The 16,279-nt window shown below is 42.6% G+C and carries 12 protein-coding genes and 6 pseudogenes; all 18 read left to right on the plus strand.

Translation table 11 applies throughout. The annotated features are described in order from the left end of the window. The first annotated feature begins 194 nt into the window (after positions 1–194). The 18 genes and pseudogenes from rnmV (at position 195) to JCM19033_RS18000 (ending at position 16,263) form a co-directional block, all read left to right on the plus strand. Positions 195–760, plus strand: a pseudogene (rnmV, locus tag JCM19033_RS17915) (ribonuclease M5). Beyond that, positions 757–1,637, plus strand: a pseudogene (gene rsmA, locus JCM19033_RS17920) (16S rRNA (adenine(1518)-N(6)/adenine(1519)-N(6))-dimethyltransferase RsmA). Before rnmV ends, rsmA begins: the two co-directional pseudogenes overlap by 4 nt. A 93-nt stretch (positions 1,638–1,730) precedes the next feature. Next, positions 1,731–2,606, plus strand: coding sequence for a sporulation peptidase YabG (yabG, locus tag JCM19033_RS17925; RefSeq protein WP_054637337.1), 876 nt, complete (start codon positions 1,731–1,733; stop codon positions 2,604–2,606). A 346-nt stretch (positions 2,607–2,952) separates the two neighbouring features. Continuing rightward, a pseudogene (locus JCM19033_RS28425) lies at positions 2,953–3,116 on the plus strand (Veg family protein); the annotation flags it as partial. 213 nt (positions 3,117–3,329) lie between these two features. Then, complete coding sequence (locus tag JCM19033_RS17935; protein ID WP_054637338.1) at positions 3,330–3,506, plus strand: small, acid-soluble spore protein, alpha/beta type; 177 nt, start codon at positions 3,330–3,332, stop codon at positions 3,504–3,506. Positions 3,507–3,640: 134 nt separating this feature from the next. Beyond that, a pseudogene (gene ispE / locus JCM19033_RS17940) lies at positions 3,641–4,503 on the plus strand (4-(cytidine 5'-diphospho)-2-C-methyl-D-erythritol kinase). Positions 4,504–4,562: 59 nt separating this feature from the next. Further along, complete coding sequence (purR, locus tag JCM19033_RS17945; RefSeq protein WP_054637339.1) at positions 4,563–5,405, plus strand: pur operon repressor; 843 nt, start codon at positions 4,563–4,565, stop codon at positions 5,403–5,405. Beyond that, on the plus strand, positions 5,402–5,779 hold the full coding sequence (locus JCM19033_RS17950; protein WP_054637340.1) for a RidA family protein: 378 nt from the start codon (positions 5,402–5,404) through the stop codon (positions 5,777–5,779). The genes purR and JCM19033_RS17950 overlap by 4 nt, the downstream gene beginning before the upstream one ends. A gap of 146 nt (positions 5,780–5,925) precedes the next feature. Beyond that, a complete protein-coding gene (gene spoVG, locus JCM19033_RS17955) occupies positions 5,926–6,219 on the plus strand; it encodes a septation regulator SpoVG (protein ID WP_054637341.1) in 294 nt (97 codons plus the stop codon). A 191-nt stretch (positions 6,220–6,410) separates the two neighbouring features. Continuing rightward, positions 6,411–7,781, plus strand: coding sequence for a bifunctional UDP-N-acetylglucosamine diphosphorylase/glucosamine-1-phosphate N-acetyltransferase GlmU (gene glmU, locus JCM19033_RS17960; RefSeq protein ID WP_054637342.1), 1,371 nt, complete (start codon positions 6,411–6,413; stop codon positions 7,779–7,781). Between the two features lie 21 nt (positions 7,782–7,802). After that, on the plus strand, positions 7,803–8,753 hold the full coding sequence (locus tag JCM19033_RS17965) for a ribose-phosphate diphosphokinase (RefSeq protein WP_083465565.1): 951 nt from the start codon (positions 7,803–7,805) through the stop codon (positions 8,751–8,753). 179 nt (positions 8,754–8,932) lie between these two features. Further along, entirely contained in the window at positions 8,933–9,598 is a 666-nt protein-coding gene (locus tag JCM19033_RS17970) for a 50S ribosomal protein L25/general stress protein Ctc (protein ID WP_054637343.1), read from the plus strand. 147 nt (positions 9,599–9,745) lie between these two features. After that, positions 9,746–10,317 (plus strand): annotated as a pseudogene (gene pth / locus JCM19033_RS17975) (aminoacyl-tRNA hydrolase). A 62-nt stretch (positions 10,318–10,379) separates the two neighbouring features. Further along, positions 10,380–10,613, plus strand: a complete 234-nt coding sequence (locus tag JCM19033_RS17980; protein ID WP_054637344.1) for an anti-sigma-F factor Fin family protein — start codon at positions 10,380–10,382, stop codon at positions 10,611–10,613. Positions 10,614–10,843: 230 nt separating this feature from the next. Next, positions 10,844–14,377, plus strand: coding sequence for a transcription-repair coupling factor (gene mfd, locus JCM19033_RS17985; RefSeq protein ID WP_054637345.1), 3,534 nt, complete (start codon positions 10,844–10,846; stop codon positions 14,375–14,377). Positions 14,378–14,587: 210 nt separating this feature from the next. After that, positions 14,588–15,126: pseudogene (gene spoVT / locus JCM19033_RS17990) on the plus strand (stage V sporulation protein T). Positions 15,127–15,277: 151 nt separating this feature from the next. Further along, entirely contained in the window at positions 15,278–15,604 is a 327-nt protein-coding gene (locus JCM19033_RS17995) for an oligosaccharide flippase family protein (protein ID WP_054637346.1), read from the plus strand. Next, the gene (locus JCM19033_RS18000) at positions 15,595–16,263 is read left to right on the plus strand and encodes an oligosaccharide flippase family protein (RefSeq protein ID WP_269758362.1); all 669 of its coding nucleotides are present in this window, start codon (positions 15,595–15,597) and stop codon (positions 16,261–16,263) included. Before JCM19033_RS17995 ends, JCM19033_RS18000 begins: the two co-directional genes overlap by 10 nt. Positions 16,264–16,279 lie beyond the last annotated feature (16 nt).

A 16,279-nucleotide genomic window follows, 5' to 3' on the forward strand; every position in this document is an offset into this window, starting at 1 on the left:
TGTACCGTTGTGTAAAAGCACCTCCATCCAGCGGTTGCAAATCACAGCTTTTAGCAGTTTTCTGAAGAAGGAGGCGCTTGCTCAATAGGGATCAGCTTTTTTGGGGTAAAATAAAGAAAGAGATAAAGCCTTTCATGTATAATAGATAACGACTTTTGGACTTTGAAGTGTAAATGAGTAAACTTGGAGGAAACATGAAAATAAAAGAGTGTATTGTAGTGGAAGGAAAAGACGATACAACGGCGATTAAACAGGCAGTGGATGCAGATACAATAGAAACAAATGGTTCTGCCGTCTCCCACGGGGTCCTTAAGAGGATTAAGCTTGCATGGAACGGCGAGGAGTGATTGTGTTTACGGATCCGGACACGCCTGGTGATCGTATCCGCAGAATAGTAAGTGAAGCCGTTCCAGGCTGCAAGCATGCCTTCCTGCCAAAACGAAAAGCCCTTTCTCAGAACAAAGGAAGCAGCATCGGAGTAGAACACGCCTCTCCCGAAGCAATCAGGGAAGCTCTCGCGGCTGTCAGAACTGAGAGTGAAGAACAAACTTCTCAAACCATAAGCCAGCAGGATTTAATGGACGCAGGGCTCCTGGCCGGCCCTTTTGCACGAAAAAGAAGAGAACGGTTGGGAGAGGAGCTTGGCATAGGATACGCTAACGGGAAGCAGCTGTTAAAAAGACTGGAAGTATTTTGTATTACCGAGGATGAATTCGCCCGAGCAGTTATGACGGTAATAGAGGAGGAAGATACAAAGTGACAAAAGACATTGCCACTCCAATTCGCACGCGAGAAATACTTAACAATCATAAATTCTCATTTAAAAAAAGCCTGGGACAAAACTTTCTGATTGATGTGAACATCCTGAGAAAGATTGTAGATGCCACAGGCCTGACACAAGAGGATGGAGCAATTGAAGTTGGCCCCGGCATAGGGCACTGACAGAACAGCTGGCCAAAAGAACAAAAAAGGTTACGGCTTTTGAAATTGATCAGCGTCTTATCCCTATCTTGCAAGATACGTTAGCTCCCTACAGCCATGTAGCGGTGCATCATCAAGATATACTAAAAGCTGATGTGAAGTCAGTAATAGAAAACGATATGCAAGATGTAAGACGTGTGGGAGTGGTGGGCAATCTCCCGTATTATGTTACGACTCCTATTCTCATGTCTTTGTTGGAGCAGGACCTTCCTGTCAGCGGCTACACAGTCATGATTCAAAAAGAAGTCGCGGATCGCATTGCTGCAAAGCCGGGTACCAAGGATTATGGTTCTTTATCTATTGCTGTTCAGTATCACGCGAAAGCAAAGAAAGTGATGACTGTCCCAAAGACCGTCTTTGTTCCCCAGCCTAATGTTGATTCAGCTATCCTTCACTTAGAGCTTCTTGAAGAGCCCCCAATAAAAGTTCCAGATAAGGATTTTTATTTTCAGGTTGTACGAGCCTCCTTTGCCCAAAGACGCAAAACCCTTCTGAACAATCTTCAGCATAATCTGTTAGGTAAGGAACAAAAACAGGAAATTATTCAGGCTCTGGAGGAAGCAGGCATTGATTCTCAGCGGCGGGGAGAAACCTTGTCCATGGAGGAGTTCTCTCGCTTAAGTTTTGCTTTGTACCCCCTTTATAATCAAGGGTAATCCAAGGGGATCACCAGAATAAACTAATTACAGAGTGGGCAGGCACACCTCTTTTTGCTGTGCATAGGCTATGTGGTGAAGGAGGAGTGTCTAATGGGCTTTCAAGCAGGTGACTTGGTAGCGAGATACTCGTATAACTGCGATATTTTGTTTAGAATTACGGCGGTTAAGGATGGGAAAGCCGAGCTGATTGGAGAAGAGGTTCGGCTTCAGGCGGATTCTCCGTTGTCGGATTTAAAAAAGATTGACGATCAGGAAAGAGAAAAACGTCAGAAGGAATCCAAAGAAAAAGAGGAAAACTGCTATCGCCTTTTCCGTCAGGAATGCAGGCTCTTAAAAGAAAGAAATGAGTATGAAACAACGGATAGTTATTCCTCATCGACTCCTTATTTTGAAATGAGAGGAAGGGTTCTCCATCTGGATGGAGACCCCTCTTATTTGGAAAAGTGTACGGCTTTATATGATCGTTTGGGGATCCCGGTATATGGTGTCCATCTTCCTGAAAAAGAAATGCCTAATCAAGTTGCCTCTCTTCTTCATATGGTCCGACCGGATATTTTAGTAATAACCGGCCACGATGCCTATTTGCCTTCTAGAGGAGAAGAAAATGATCTTAAGGCATACCGGCATTCAAAAGCGTTTGGCCAGACAGTGCGGGAGGCGAGAAACATTGTACCCCAGCTGGATGATCTCGTTATCTTTGCAGGGGCATGCCAGTCCTATTTTGAGTGGCTGATTAAAGCAGGGGCTAACTTTGCCAGTGCTCCGAATAGAGTCAACATCCATGCCTTGGACCCGGTTTATATTGCTGCCAAAATAAGCTTGACGCCGTTCATGGATCAAGTGAGTATCCTTCAGCTTATCCGGAATACAATAACCGGTGAAGAGGGACTGGGAGGACTGGAGACAAAAGGAGTACTTCGAAGAGGCGTACCGTGGAAAAGTGAAGATTCTGCATTGAACCGCTAGCCAAAAAGGTGAGCGGTTTTTTGTACGCCTCCTTATTTCAGAAAGGAGAAAATAAAAATATTTTTAGCGAAGGAAAAAAGGCAGTAGTGTCGAGAAAGCAAGGAAAAAAATCCTCTATCTTGTGGAAGTATGTATGTATTTATCGAAAACCCTTTTAAATAATAAAAATAATCACTAGTTTTTTACATATTTTTGAGAAAGTGGTACAGACTAAACAAAGCAGTAGCAGATGGAGAGGGTTAAAGGTTATTGACAACACTTTCAAAACACTGTTATAATAAAAAATTTTATTTGACAATGTGAAGGTGAAGTGATACAATTCATATTAGTGAGGTGGGTATTAACTATGGGAAAAACGCTGGTCGAAATTAAACAAGCTTTAGATGCCAATGTAGGTAAACGAGTGACAGTAAAGGCGAACGGCGGAAGAAGAAAGACTGTAGAACGCTCTGGCTGATTGAAGAGACATATCCTTCAGTTTTTATTGTTAAGCTGGATAGGGAAAAGTATCCAATTGAAAGGATTTCCTACAGTTACACAGACGTGCTCACCAAGACGGTTCAGCTCACGCTTACAGAAGAAGAAGAGCTGCAAGCATAACAAACATACCAGCTCCCAGTTATGGGAGAAGATGGCTTTCTGTTCTTTGGGCAGAAAGCTATATTTATGTCTGTTTAAGCTCATACTATTCTTGACCAGCGGTGAAAAAAGGGGCTGGTGACCTTGAGTCGCAGACGAGGAATCATGTCCGAGAATTTCAAGTATGAGTTGGCCAAAGATCTGGGATTTTATGAAACCGTGCAAAAAGAAGGATGGGGTGGAATCAAATCTCGTGATGCAGGAAACATGGTCAAACGTGCAATAGAAATGGCCGAAGAACAGATGGCAGGAAAGAAGTAACATTACACCGCTGGTTTTGGGTCAGGCATTCATGCCTGACCCCTATTTTTCTGTACATGGCTTCATTTTTCGACTAAAATGGACAGATGATAAGCAATATGAAAGGAAACAAAGCAAATGAAGGAGAATGGAACGTGAAGCTATCTGTAAAAGCTCCTGCCAAAATAAATTTATCCCTTGATGTTCTGAACAAGCGGGAAGATGGCTACCATGAAGTCAAAATGGTTATGACACAGGTTGATCTTGCTGACAGGGTGGAACTTCAAAGCCAAGAAGGAACTAAAATCACTGTTGAGATGTCCTCAGGTTTAGTTCCAACCGATAACCGAAATTTAGCGTATCAGGCTGCTGCCCTGCTGCAAAAGCGATTTACTGTGAATCAAGGGGTCTCAATTTACATAAAAAAGAACATCCCGGTAGCTGCAGGCTTAGCCGGAGGAAGCAGTGACGCTGCTGCTGTGTTAAAGGGATTAAATATCCTTTGGGACCTTCATTTAAGCAAAGAAGAGCTTGCTGGCCTGGGGGCAGAAATCGGTTCCGATGTTTCGTTTTGTGTTTACGGAGGAACAGCCCTTGCTACAGGCAGAGGAGAAATTATTCAGCCACTGTCTTCGCCGCCTCCTTGCTGGGTAATCCTGGCAAAACCGCCGATTGGAGTATCTACTGCCGATGTGTACCGACGACTCAGCATCGATCAATCAAAGCCAAATTGTTCGGATATCATGAAGAGAGCCATTGAAGAACATGATTATAAAAAATCTGCGACATGCTTTCTAATGATTTGGAAGACGTTACGCTGAAGATGCATCCAGAGGTAAAACAAATAAAAAAGCGAATGGAAAAGTCCGGTGTTGATGCAGCATTAATGAGCGGCAGCGGGCCTACTGTTTTCGGTCTGATTCAAAAAGAAGCAAGAGTTCATCGTGTATATAATGCCCTGAGAGGATTTTGTGACCAGGTTTATGCCGTCCGTTTAATTAGTCAGCCCAACACTTGATAAAATCCGTACAAAGATGGTATATTAAACTAAAATATTCGGTTTTTCCGGAGGGGCTTATGAAAAAAATGAAACGCAGCGGACGTCTAGTTGACATGACTCATTTTCTCTTACAGCATCCGCACCAGTTAATCTCGTTAAGTTATTTTGCCGATCGATATACATCTGCTAAATCCTCAATTAGTGAAGATTTAGGTATTGTAAAAGAGATGTTTGAATCACAGAGTATCGGATCTCTTTTAACCATTCCCGGGGCAAACGGCGGGGTGAAATATGTTCCCACTGTTGCTCCTGAAGAAGGGGAAGAGATTATTTATAACCTTTGCAGGAAGCTAGAAGATCCGGAGCGGCTGTTGCCAGGCGGGTATTTATACATGATGGACATTCTTGGTTATCCCCGGTTAATGAATGAAATTGGACGATTATATGCAGCTGTATTTGCAGATCAGAAGATTGATGCCGTGATGACTGTAGCTACCAAGGGAATACCGCTTGCTTATGCGGTAGGCTCCTATTTGGACGTGCCAGTGAGCATCGTGAGAAGAGATCATCGGGTCACGGAAGGCTCAATGGTAAGCATTAATTATGTCTCTGGTTCATCGAAGCGGATTCAAACCATGTCTCTTGCCCGCCGCAGCCTGCCAGAAGGTGCCAATGTATTAATTGTGGATGACTTCATGAAAGCAGGAGGCACTGCTTTAGGCATGATGGATCTCTTGAAGGAATTCCGCGCCAACGTGGTCGGGATTGGTGTTCTTGTAGAAGCAGAAGATGTGGAAGAACGCCTTGTTACCGATTACGTGTCAATCACCAGACTGGCTCAGGTAAATGAAAAACAAAAAGAAATAAAAGTGGTACCAGGAAATTGTCTCGACAAAATCAAAGAGGTGGTCAAAGCATGAAAAAAGTATACACGACCAAGGCACCAGAAGCCATCGGTCCTTATAGTCAAGGGATTATAGTAAACAATATATTTTATAGTTCAGGCCAAATTCCTCTTACTCCCGAAATGGAAATCGTAGAAGGCGGAGTTCAGGAGCAGACCCATCAGGTCTTTCAAAACCTCAAAGCTGTCCTTGCTGAAGCCGGAGCATCACTGGACACCGTGGTAAAAGCCACCGTTTTCATAAAAAATATGGACGAATTTCCGTTAATCAATGAAGTATACGGTGAATATTTCAGTGAGCATCAGCCAGCTCGTTCTTGTGTAGAAGTGGCACGTCTTCCAAAGGATGTGCTTGTGGAAATTGAAGTAATTGCTCTTATAAAAGGGTAGAAGAACCATTTGAATCCACCCTTCTTTTCTTCAGAAAAATAAAAGGAACAAAAAAATATTATTTTTATGAAAGGAAAGAAGGAATTGCTGCCTTAGTCGTTGAATTTGAGTATCAAGACTTTTATTTGGCAAAAGGTGGTGACAGAATGGAAGTGACAGACGTAAGACTTCGCCGGGTAAATACCGATGGAAGAATGAGAGCGATAGCCTCTATTACAATTGATAATGAGTTTGTTGTTCATGACATTCGTGTGATTGATGGGAATAATGGTTTGTTTGTAGCTATGCCTAGTAAACGTACCCCGGATGGAGAGTTTAGAGACATCGCCCACCCTATTTCTTCACAAACGCGTGAAAAGATCCAAACAGCTGTTTTGGGTGAGTACGAACGTCAGGGAGAATTAGAAAACGTAGAATTCGAAGAAGCTGGAGCTTCTTAATTTATACTTACACGCCAAGCGGCCTTGCAGAATTTGAGCAAGGTCGCTATTTTTTGGGAAAATAATGAAGTTAATGTGAGCCGCGTGAAAAAAAGTTGTAAAGGTTTTATGACCAGATCAAGACAAACCTTGAAAAGGTCTTTTTTTTAGGATATATTCGTAATGGAAAAAGCATGCTTGGGGGATAAATAATGAGTGATCGCTTTGCAGTTATTTTGGCTGCGGGACAAGGAACACGAATGAGATCTGACTTGTATAAAGTACTTCATCCTGTATGTGGTAAACCTATGGTTCAACATGTGGTAGAGCAGGTCCGCCATGCAGGCTTATCAGAAATCGTTACAATTGTAGGGCACGGTGCGGAGATGGTAAAAGATCATTTGGGAGACCGGAGTTCTTACGCTCTGCAGGAAGAACAACTGGGAACAGGGCATGCTGTAGAACAGGCAGAAAACCAGCTTGCCGGCAGGGACGGAATAACCGTTGTTTTATGTGGTGATACACCGTTACTCACTGCGGAAACAATAACCGATTTAATGGACCACCACGAAAAAACAAGTGCAAAAGCTACAATTTTGACTGCTAAAGCAGATGACCCAACGGGCTACGGCAGGATTCTGCGTGATGAAAAAAGTGGAGTTGTTACCCGTATTGTAGAACATAAAGATGCAAATGATACTGAACGGGCTGTAAAGGAAATAAATACAGGTACCTATTGTTTTGATAATAAATCCCTATTTAAGGCTTTAAAGCAAGTTGAAAATAATAATGTTCAAGGAGAATATTACCTTCCTGATGTGATTGAAATCTTAAAAGAGCAGGGGGAAACGATCTCTGCCTGGCAGACTGAAGATTTTACAGAAACGATAGGTGTAAACGACCGGGTAGCTCTTTCCAAAGCGGAGCAGGCTATGAAACGCCGAATCAATGAGAATTGGATGAGGCAGGGTGTTACTCTTCTTGACCCTGATAATACTTATATTTCTTCAGAAGCAGAAATTGGACGCGATACGGTCCTTTCTCCAGGTGTAATAATAACAGGCCATACAAAAATCGGAGAAAAATGCACAATTGGCCCTCACAGTGAATTAATTGACAGTACCATTGGAAACAGCACTCATATTAAACAGTCTGTTGTGGCTGACAGTGAAGTGGGGAACAATGTAAATATTGGCCCATTTGCTCATATCAGGCCTCAATCACAAATTAGTGATGAAGTGAAGATCGGGAACTTTGTGGAAGTGAAAAAGTCTTCCATGGATAAAGGAAGCAAGGCTTCTCACTTAAGCTATATTGGGGATGCCGAAGTAGGCACAAACGTTAATTTAGGCTGTGGTTCGATTACAGTAAATTATGACGGGAGTTCAAAGCATCTGACAAAGATCGAGAATGATGCTTTTATCGGATGCAATTCTAATTTGATCGCTCCTGTAACTGTCGGAGAAGGTGCATATGTGGCTGCTGGATCGACAATTACCGACGATGTACCGGGCAAAGCTTTATCCATTGCTCGCGCAAGGCAGACAAATAAAGAAAATTTTAAAAAGAAATCTAACCAATAATAGCACGGAGGGAATAAAGAAATGGCAATGTATGATGATCCGTATTTGAAGGTATTCACCTTAAACTCTAATCCAAAGCTGGCTGAGGAAATAGCAGAACATATAGGGATTGATTTGGCAAAATGCTCGGTAAAGCGTTTTAGTGACGGCGAAGTTCAAGTCAACATCGAAGAAAGCATCCGAGGGTGTGACGTATTTATAGTCCAGTCAACTTCTGAGCCTGCAAATGAACATCTTATGGAGCTTTTAATTATGGTGGATGCCGCCAAACGTGCTTCAGCTAACACCATCAATGTGGTGATACCTTATTATGGATACGCCCGTCAAGACCGTAAAGCCCGCTCACGTGAGCCGATTACTTCAAAGCTTGTAGCAAACCTCCTAGAGACAGCAGGAGCCACGAGAGTGCTTAGTATGGATCTTCATGCTACACAAATACAAGGATTCTTTGATATTCCTGTGGATCAGCTTCTCGGTGTGCCCCTTCTTTCCAAGCATTATGAGGAAAAAGGATTAGAGGATGTAGTCATTGTTTCTCCGGACCACGGAGGTGTGGTACGGGCAAGAAGAATGGCTGACCGTTTAAAAGCTCCGATTGCTATTATTGATAAAAGACGTCCAAAGCCTAATGTGTCCGAGGTTATGAACATTGTCGGTAACGTAGAAGGAAAAACTGCCATTATTATTGATGACATTATCGATACCGCCGGAACGATGACATTAGCTGCAGATGCATTAATTGAGCATGGCGCCAAAGAAGTGTATGCATGCAGCACGCACCCGGTATTATCAGGGCCTGCTATTGAACGGATCAAGAATTCGCAAATTAAAGAGCTGACTGTAACAAATACAATCGCTCTCCCAGAGGAAAAGAAAATCGAAAAGATTCATGAGCTTTCCGTTGCTGGTCTAATGGCAGAAGCGATTATCCGTGTACACGAGCACACGTCTGTCAGCACGCTGTTTGATTAAAGCAAAGAAGTATGGTTTTCTATAAAGAAGAAACATTTCCACTAAGGTGTACAAACGAAAAACTTACCACTTGCCAGTAACATTCAACAACCTTTTCAAGTAATTTATTCAGATTTTTGGTTTCGGAAGATGAAATGTCGGGAATAAAGAATAATGGACACTAATAAGGGGTGAATAGAATGTCAGCAGTATTAGAGGCTAAGTCACGTACAGATTTAAAACGTTCTGCCACAAGAAAGCTTCGCGTGGAAGGTTTTGTGCCAGGTGTACTATACGGTAAAAAAGTAGAGAGCACACCGGTAGCGGTTGAAAATGTTGACTTTATTAAAACCATTCGTGAAGTAGGACGTAACGGCATTGTAGAATTAGAAGTGGAATCTACAGGAAAGAAACATAAAGTTATCGCTCATGATATTCAAGTAGATCCGCTTAAGGACCATATCATGCATATAGACTTCTTTGAAGTTGATTTAGATGCTGAAATGGATGCAGATGTTACAGTAAGTCTAACTGGAGAAGCACCGGGTGAGAAAGAAGGAGGCATTGTCTCTCATCTTCTTTACAACATTACCGTGCGAGCTAAGCCAGAAGATTTTCCAGAAGAAATAACAGTGGATATTTCTGAACTAAACATTGGTGATTCCATTCAAGTTGACGCCTTGAAGTCCGGCAGAAACTTTGAAATTCTAGGTGAACCGGATGAAACAGTGGTAACCGTGCTTCCACCTCAAGAAGAGGAAGAGCCTGCTGCTGAAGAAGGCGGAGAGCCTGAGCTGGTAGGCGAAGAGGGTGCAGAGGAATCTGGTGAAGACGCCTCTGAAGACAATAATGATTCAAATCAATAACAAATAGATTACAAGGTATAGCCGGTTGTGGCCGGGTATACCTTTTTCACATCTGAGATTTTTGAAAGGAAAGACGGAGGTAGAGCCTGTACGGGCTCTTCTCCGTCCATTCTGCGTGAAAGAAAGCGATGAAGTGAGGGAAAGATTATGAAGCTCATTGTCGGTTTAGGCAATCCAGGGGCAAAGTACAATGAAACAAGACACAATGTTGGCTTTGAAGCTATTGATATAGTGGCAGAAAAATTGAGTATCTCTTTAGATCAAAGCAAATTTAAAGGGGTATACGGGACAGGAGTTCAGGGTGGCGAAAAAGTATTTTTACTTAAGCCCCTGACCTTTATGAACTTATCAGGGGAATCGGTTAAGCCGTTGCTTGATTACTTCTCCATTGAACCTGAAGATGTACTAGTAATATATGATGATTTAGACCTGGAACCAGGTTCATTGCGCCTTCGGCAAAAGGGGGGCCATGGAGCCATAATGGCATGAAGTCTCTTATCAACCATTTGGGCACAAAAGATTTTAAAAGAATCAGAATAGGTGTTGGACGTCCCGAAGCAGGAGCATCCATTACCTCTCATGTGCTGGGTAAATTTCCGCCTGAGGAAAAGGAAGCTGTAAAGGAAGCGATTGAGAAGTCAGCTGAAGCCGCTGCTCTGTGGACGAAAGAGGATTTTGCTTCAGTGATGAATGAGTTTAATCGCAAAGAAGGAGTATAGGGAATGCTTCTGCCGTTTATACTACGAAAAAATAGCTGTAAACGGTAGAAGGGAGTATGCATATGGCAATTTCATATCACTGCCGTCATTGCGGGACAACCATCGGTGAGGTAGAAGACGATCGGCTGCTGGATTCTCATAAGCTTGGTTTACAAGAGCTTACAGAAAGTGAACGGGCAGAAATGGTTCATTACGGAAATAATGGAAATACCTATGTGAAGGTCACATGTGAGCATTGTCAGGAGGCATTGGAGAGAGATCCTTCTTTGCATGCAATTGAGCGTTGGATTAACTAATTAATCGTATTATCATGATAGTATATAAGATAGAAAAACAGCTTTGGTGAGACGTGAGCCAAAGCATTTTTCTGTTCTCTGGCTGCAAGTAAGGTGGAAAGAAGCAGTCTTGGATTGTATATAATTGGTGTACAGCAGCTATGTGCATCTGAATAGATAAGTAGGAGAAGGCCGTCATCCTGTTCCAAAGAGTGGGAGAGGTGGTTGAGAAATGAGGAGGAACAAAAAGAATGAAGGGTATCCAACAGGTCTTACTGAACAATAAAGATGTTCAAGCGGTAAAAGAGGGGGTGGAAGCGGGTTTAAAGGAGCAGTTGGTAACAGGGTTGACAGGGTCGGCCCGCACGATGTTAATGGCTTCGTTTTTTGAAGAGACTTCCCGCCCACAGGTTGTGATCACACATAACCTGTACCAAGCTCAAAAACTCTATGAAGACTTAATAGATCTTTTAGGTGATAATGTTTACTTATACCCTGTGAATGAACTTATTTCCTCGGAAATAGCTGTGGCCAGCCCTGAAATGATGGCTCAGCGAATCGAGGTATTAAATTCACTGCTGCATGGAAAGAAAGGCGTTGTGGTTGTCCCTATTGCAGGAATGAGACGTCTTCTCCCTCCTCCATCTCTATGGGAGCGCTGTCAATATCGTTTAAGAGTCGGGGAAGATCTGCCTATAGATGACTTTGTGTATACGCTGACATCTACGGGGTATCAACGAGCGGATATGGTCAGCTCTCCAGGCGAATTCAGCATTCGCGGAGGTATCATCGATATCTATCCACTGACAGAGGAAAATCCTCTGCGTATTGAACTTTTTGATACCGAGATTGATTCCATTCGCTACTTTCACGCAGAAGACCAGCGTTCATTAACGCAAGTAAAAGAAGTGCTCATTGGTCCGGGCCAGGAAATTATTCTGTTTAAAGAGCATCTATACCGGGGAGCAGAAAAGCTTGAGCACTCCCTTGCAGCCTCTTTAAAGAAATTGAAAAACAACGAAGTGAAGGAAAAGCTCCAAAGCTATTTAACGTATGAAAGGGATCAGCTCCGCGAGGGAAGCAGATTTCAGGGGCTGTATAAGTACGTAAGTTACTACTACGAGGAAACCGGCACGTTATTAGATTACCTGCCGGAAGACTCACTGGTAATGGTTGATGAATTAACAAGAGTTCAGGAAATGGCAGAAAGGCTGGACAAAGAGGAAGCTGAGTGGAACACCGCATTACTGGAGCAAGGTGAAGTCCCACATGACCTTGAATTATCCATCCCATTTGAAAAGCTTTTTACTCGTATGAAGCAGCCAAAGGTTCACCTGTCCTTGTTTTTACGTCATGTGCCTACCATTAATCCGCAAAATATTGTAAATGTGAACTGTAAGTCAATGCAGCAGTTCCATGGGCAAATGCCTGTGTTACAGGGGGAAGTTGACCGATGGAAAAAAGGCAGCTTTACAGTGGTATTCGTAGCAAGTGATGATGAGCGGGCGAAAAAGCTGCAAAATATACTGAGTGATTATGATATCGTAACGGAAATAGCGAAGGAAGGTACCTCACTTCGACCAGGATATCTATATATCACCACGGGGTATTTAAACAGCGGCTTTGAGCTTCCTATGGAAAAGATAGCTGTGATTACGGAAAAAGAAACGTTTACGAAGAAAGTAACAAGAGCAAGAAGAGGTCAGAAGATTTCTAATGCTGAGCGGATCAAAAGCTATTCAGAGCTTCAGGTCGGTGACCTTATCGTTCACACTAATCATGGGATAGGTAAATATTTAGGAATTGAAACTCTTGAAGTAAACGGTATTCATAAAGATTATTTAAATATTTCCTACGCAGGAAACGATAAGTTGTATGTGCCTGTGGAACAAATAGACCAGGTGCAGAAATACGTCGCTTCAGAGGAGAAAGACCCTAAGATCTACGCGCTTGGGGGAAATGAATGGAAAAAGGTTAAACGAAAAGTACAAAATTCAGTAGAAGATATAGCAGACGACTTAATCAAGCTTTATGCCGAAAGAGAAGCTTCGAAAGGTTATGCCTATTCACCTGACAGCCCTGAACAAAAAGAATTTGAATCTTCTTTTCCTTATCAGGAAACAGAGGACCAACTAAGGGCAATTCAAGAAATTAAAGAGGACATGGAGAAAGGCAGGCCAATGGACCGTCTTCTTTGTGGAGATGTTGGTTATGGGAAAACGGAAGTTGCAATCAGGGCTGCCTTTAAAGCCATTATGGATGGGAAGCAGGTAGCAATACTGGTGCCGACGACCATACTTGCCCAGCAGCATTACGAGACCATCCAGGAACGGTTTTCGGAATACCCTATTAATGTAGGCCTCTTAAGCCGTTTCCGTACACGAAAGCAGCAAAATGAAACGATAAAAGGGTTAAAGGCAGGAAGCGTAGATATTGTAATCGGTACCCACCGCGTTCTTTCCAAGGATGTAATATTCAAGGATTTAGGTCTATTAATCGTGGATGAGGAGCAGCGTTTTGGCGTGACCCATAAAGAAAAGATTAAGCAGCTGAAATCTAATATCGATGTGCTTACGCTGACAGCCACTCCTATACCAAGAACCCTTCATATGTCTATGCTCGGTGTCCGGGATTTGTCTGTTATTGAAACACCTCCGGAGAACAGGTTTCCCGTTCAAACGTATGTGCTCGATTATAATGCATCGCTCATCAAGGAGGCCGTAGAAAGAGAATTGAGCCGGGGAGGACAAGTGTATTTCCTCTACAACCGCGTAGACGATATAAGCCGTATGGCAGATCAAATTTCTATGCTTGTTCCGGAAGCAAATGTCACCTATGCACACGGGCAAATGAACGAACAAGAGCTTGAGTCAGTGATGATAGACTTCCTGGAAGGAAATAAAGATGTCCTGGTGACAACTACTATTATCGAAACAGGTGTAGATATACCGAATGTAAACACTTTAATCATTTACAACGCTGATAAGATGGGGCTCTCGCAGCTGTATCAAATACGTGGACGGGTAGGAAGATCTAACCGGGTGGCTTATGCCTATTTTACCTACCAAAGGGATAAGGTGCTAAGTGAAGTTGCTGAAAAACGGCTGCAGGCTATTAAGGAATTTACAGAATTAGGCTCCGGTTTTAAAATCGCGATGCGCGATCTTTCTATCAGAGGTACAGGAAATCTTCTCGGTGCCCAGCAGCACGGCTATATTGAATCCGTGGGGTTTGATTTGTATTCACAAATGCTGAAGGATGCAATTGAAGAGAGGAAAGGGGATAAACCAAAAGAGAAAGCACCTGAACTTGAAATTGATATGAAAGTAGATGCTTATATACCTGCCAGCTATATTGAAGACTCCAAGCAAAAAATTGAAATGTACAAACGTTTTAAAGGAGTGGAGTCAACAGAGGATATCAGGGATCTGGAGGATGAAATGATTGACCGCTTTGGTGATTTCCCTGTGGAAGTCAAGAACCTTATTTCTCTGACAAAAGTTAAGGTATACGGACAGGAAGAAGGAGTTGAGGCTTTGCTGCAGGAGAACAACAAAACTTCACTCATTCTTTCAAAAGAAACGAGTGATCAGATAGACGGGGCAAAGCTGTTTGCTGTCATAAATGATCTTGGCAGAGAACTGGGTCTAGGAGCGACGGATCAAAAAATCAAAATTGTTCTTCAACGACGCAAGATGTCAGATGAAAAGTACTTGGGCATACTCGAAAAGCTTTTGAAAAGGCTGCCAGAAGCAAAAAAAGAAACGGTTAATCAGACCAATTAAACAGTATTAAAGGGAAAACAGGCAAATTTTAAAAAATATATGGAAATTGAATGAATAGTTCTTTTTTGGTGACGGATAATAGGAGTAGCAAAACGATGAAGTAGAACTTTTCAACAGAAAAGTCTCGAAAAGAAAGGCAGCTAAGTTTATACCACCATTCTTTTATTCATCTCATCAAGAGAAAACAACTTAGAAAGTGAGGCATCTCAGATGAAAGCTACTGGTATTGTCCGTCGGATTGATGATCTCGGAAGGGTCGTCATTCCTAAAGAAATTCGCCGAACTTTACGAATAAGGGAAGGCGATCCATTAGAGATTTTTGTAGATCGAGACGGGGAAGTCATACTGAAGAAATATTCCCCTATCTCAGAATTGGGTGATTTTGCAAAGGAATATGCAGAGGCATTATACGAAACACTGCACCATCCTATTTTGATCGCTGATCGCGATACGTACATTGCTGTTTCTGGGGGATCAAAGAAAGAGTATGGCACGAAAAGCGTTGGAGAAGTAGTTGAGGAAGCCATCTCCGAACGTCAGACAAAGATCGAGAGCAGTCAAGGAGAATATAACGTCGTCAGTGACCATAAGGAAGAAATGCAAGGCTATGTGGTAGCTCCTATCATTGCTAATGGTGATCCTATTGGAGCAGTTGTTATGGTTGCCAAAAGTGAATCATTCATAGTGAAGTAACACAAAAGCTTCTGGAAACAGCAGCAGGTTTTCTTGCCAGACAAATGGAGCAATAATAAAGATTATAACCGATTTCAAAAAAGCAGCCAGCGGGCTGCTTTTTTGCAGTCATCTTTCGTTCTCTTAGGAAAGTCGTACAATGTGATATAATTAACGCCGGATACAATCCCGGGAGATAAAGCTACATATGAGAAAGGAAGAGCCTTTTTGGAGAATCGGAACATACCCGCTGGCAGTAAATTAATAAAGGGAGCTCTTATCCTTTCAGCAGCCGGTTTACTGGGAAAAGTACTTAGTGCTCTATACAGAGTCCCTTACCAGAATTTAACCGGAGACTTAGGTTATTATGTTTATCAGCAGATTTATCCATTCTACGGAGCTGTAATGGTCATCTCCATGTATGGGTTTCCGGTGATTATTTCAAAAATGATGCTTGAAGATCGTTTACATAGATCCAAGGGAGAGGAAATCGCAGCCGCCTCTTTTATATTACTTTCACTTTTTTCCTGCCGTTATGTATTCTATTGTGGGTAGCTGCTCCTTTTCTTGCAGAGTGGATGGGAGACGAAATGCTAGCGTTCCCGCTTCAAATCATCTCTTTATCCGTATTGACAGTCCCCTTTCTAGCTTCAGTCCGCGGGTACGGACAAGGAAGGGGAAATATGGTACCTACAGCTGTTTCTCACCTATCCGAGCAAGTGCTGAGAGTAGCGGTGATATTGATATTTGCTTGGGTTACATACATAAGCCAGGGAACAGCATATCAGGCAGGAACAGGAGCAGCCCTTGGGTCAGTTATCGGAAGTGCAGCGGGAGCTGTGGTACTCTTTTTTGTTACATTTAAAAGCCACCCGATTTCCTTTACACATCTTCACTGGCCAAGTGTGTTTGCTTCAAGCAGACAAATAGGAAAAAGACTTTTTGTAAATGGTATGCTCGTTTCTTTAGGAGCTATGATGTTTATTATCTATCAGCTTGTTGATGCATTGATGGTCATTCGAATGCTTCAAGGAGCAGGACTTGCTGGAGAAGAAGCGATGGTGGCAAAAGGTGTATTCGACCGCGGCCAGCCTCTCTTACAGTTTGGAACACTGGCGGCTACTGCATTTTCCTTAGCTGTAATTCCATATATCAGCAGAGAAGTTTCAAGGAAAAACGAGAAGGAAGCCGCATATTCGGGGAGCTTGCCATAAGGGTAAGCATCATTCT

Source organism: Thalassobacillus sp. C254 (assembly GCF_001310615.1).

Bases quoted from the DNA above. Each gene is read 5' to 3' on its own strand.
- JCM19033_RS17950 (WP_054637340.1), top strand. From the start codon at position 5,402: ATGAAAAAAGTATACACGACCAAGGCACCAGAAGCCATCGGTCCTTAT.
- JCM19033_RS17980 (WP_054637344.1), top strand. From the start codon at position 10,380: ATGGCAATTTCATATCACTGCCGTCATTGCGGGACAACCATCGGTGAG.
- purR (WP_054637339.1), top strand. From the start codon at position 4,563: ATGAAAAAAATGAAACGCAGCGGACGTCTAGTTGACATGACTCATTTT.
- yabG (WP_054637337.1), top strand. From the start codon at position 1,731: ATGGGCTTTCAAGCAGGTGACTTGGTAGCGAGATACTCGTATAACTGC.
- JCM19033_RS17970 (WP_054637343.1), top strand. From the start codon at position 8,933: ATGTCAGCAGTATTAGAGGCTAAGTCACGTACAGATTTAAAACGTTCT.
- spoVG (WP_054637341.1), top strand. From the start codon at position 5,926: ATGGAAGTGACAGACGTAAGACTTCGCCGGGTAAATACCGATGGAAGA.
- JCM19033_RS17965 (WP_083465565.1), top strand. From the start codon at position 7,803: ATGGCAATGTATGATGATCCGTATTTGAAGGTATTCACCTTAAACTCT.
- glmU (WP_054637342.1), top strand. From the start codon at position 6,411: ATGAGTGATCGCTTTGCAGTTATTTTGGCTGCGGGACAAGGAACACGA.
- mfd (WP_054637345.1), top strand. From the start codon at position 10,844: ATGAAGGGTATCCAACAGGTCTTACTGAACAATAAAGATGTTCAAGCG.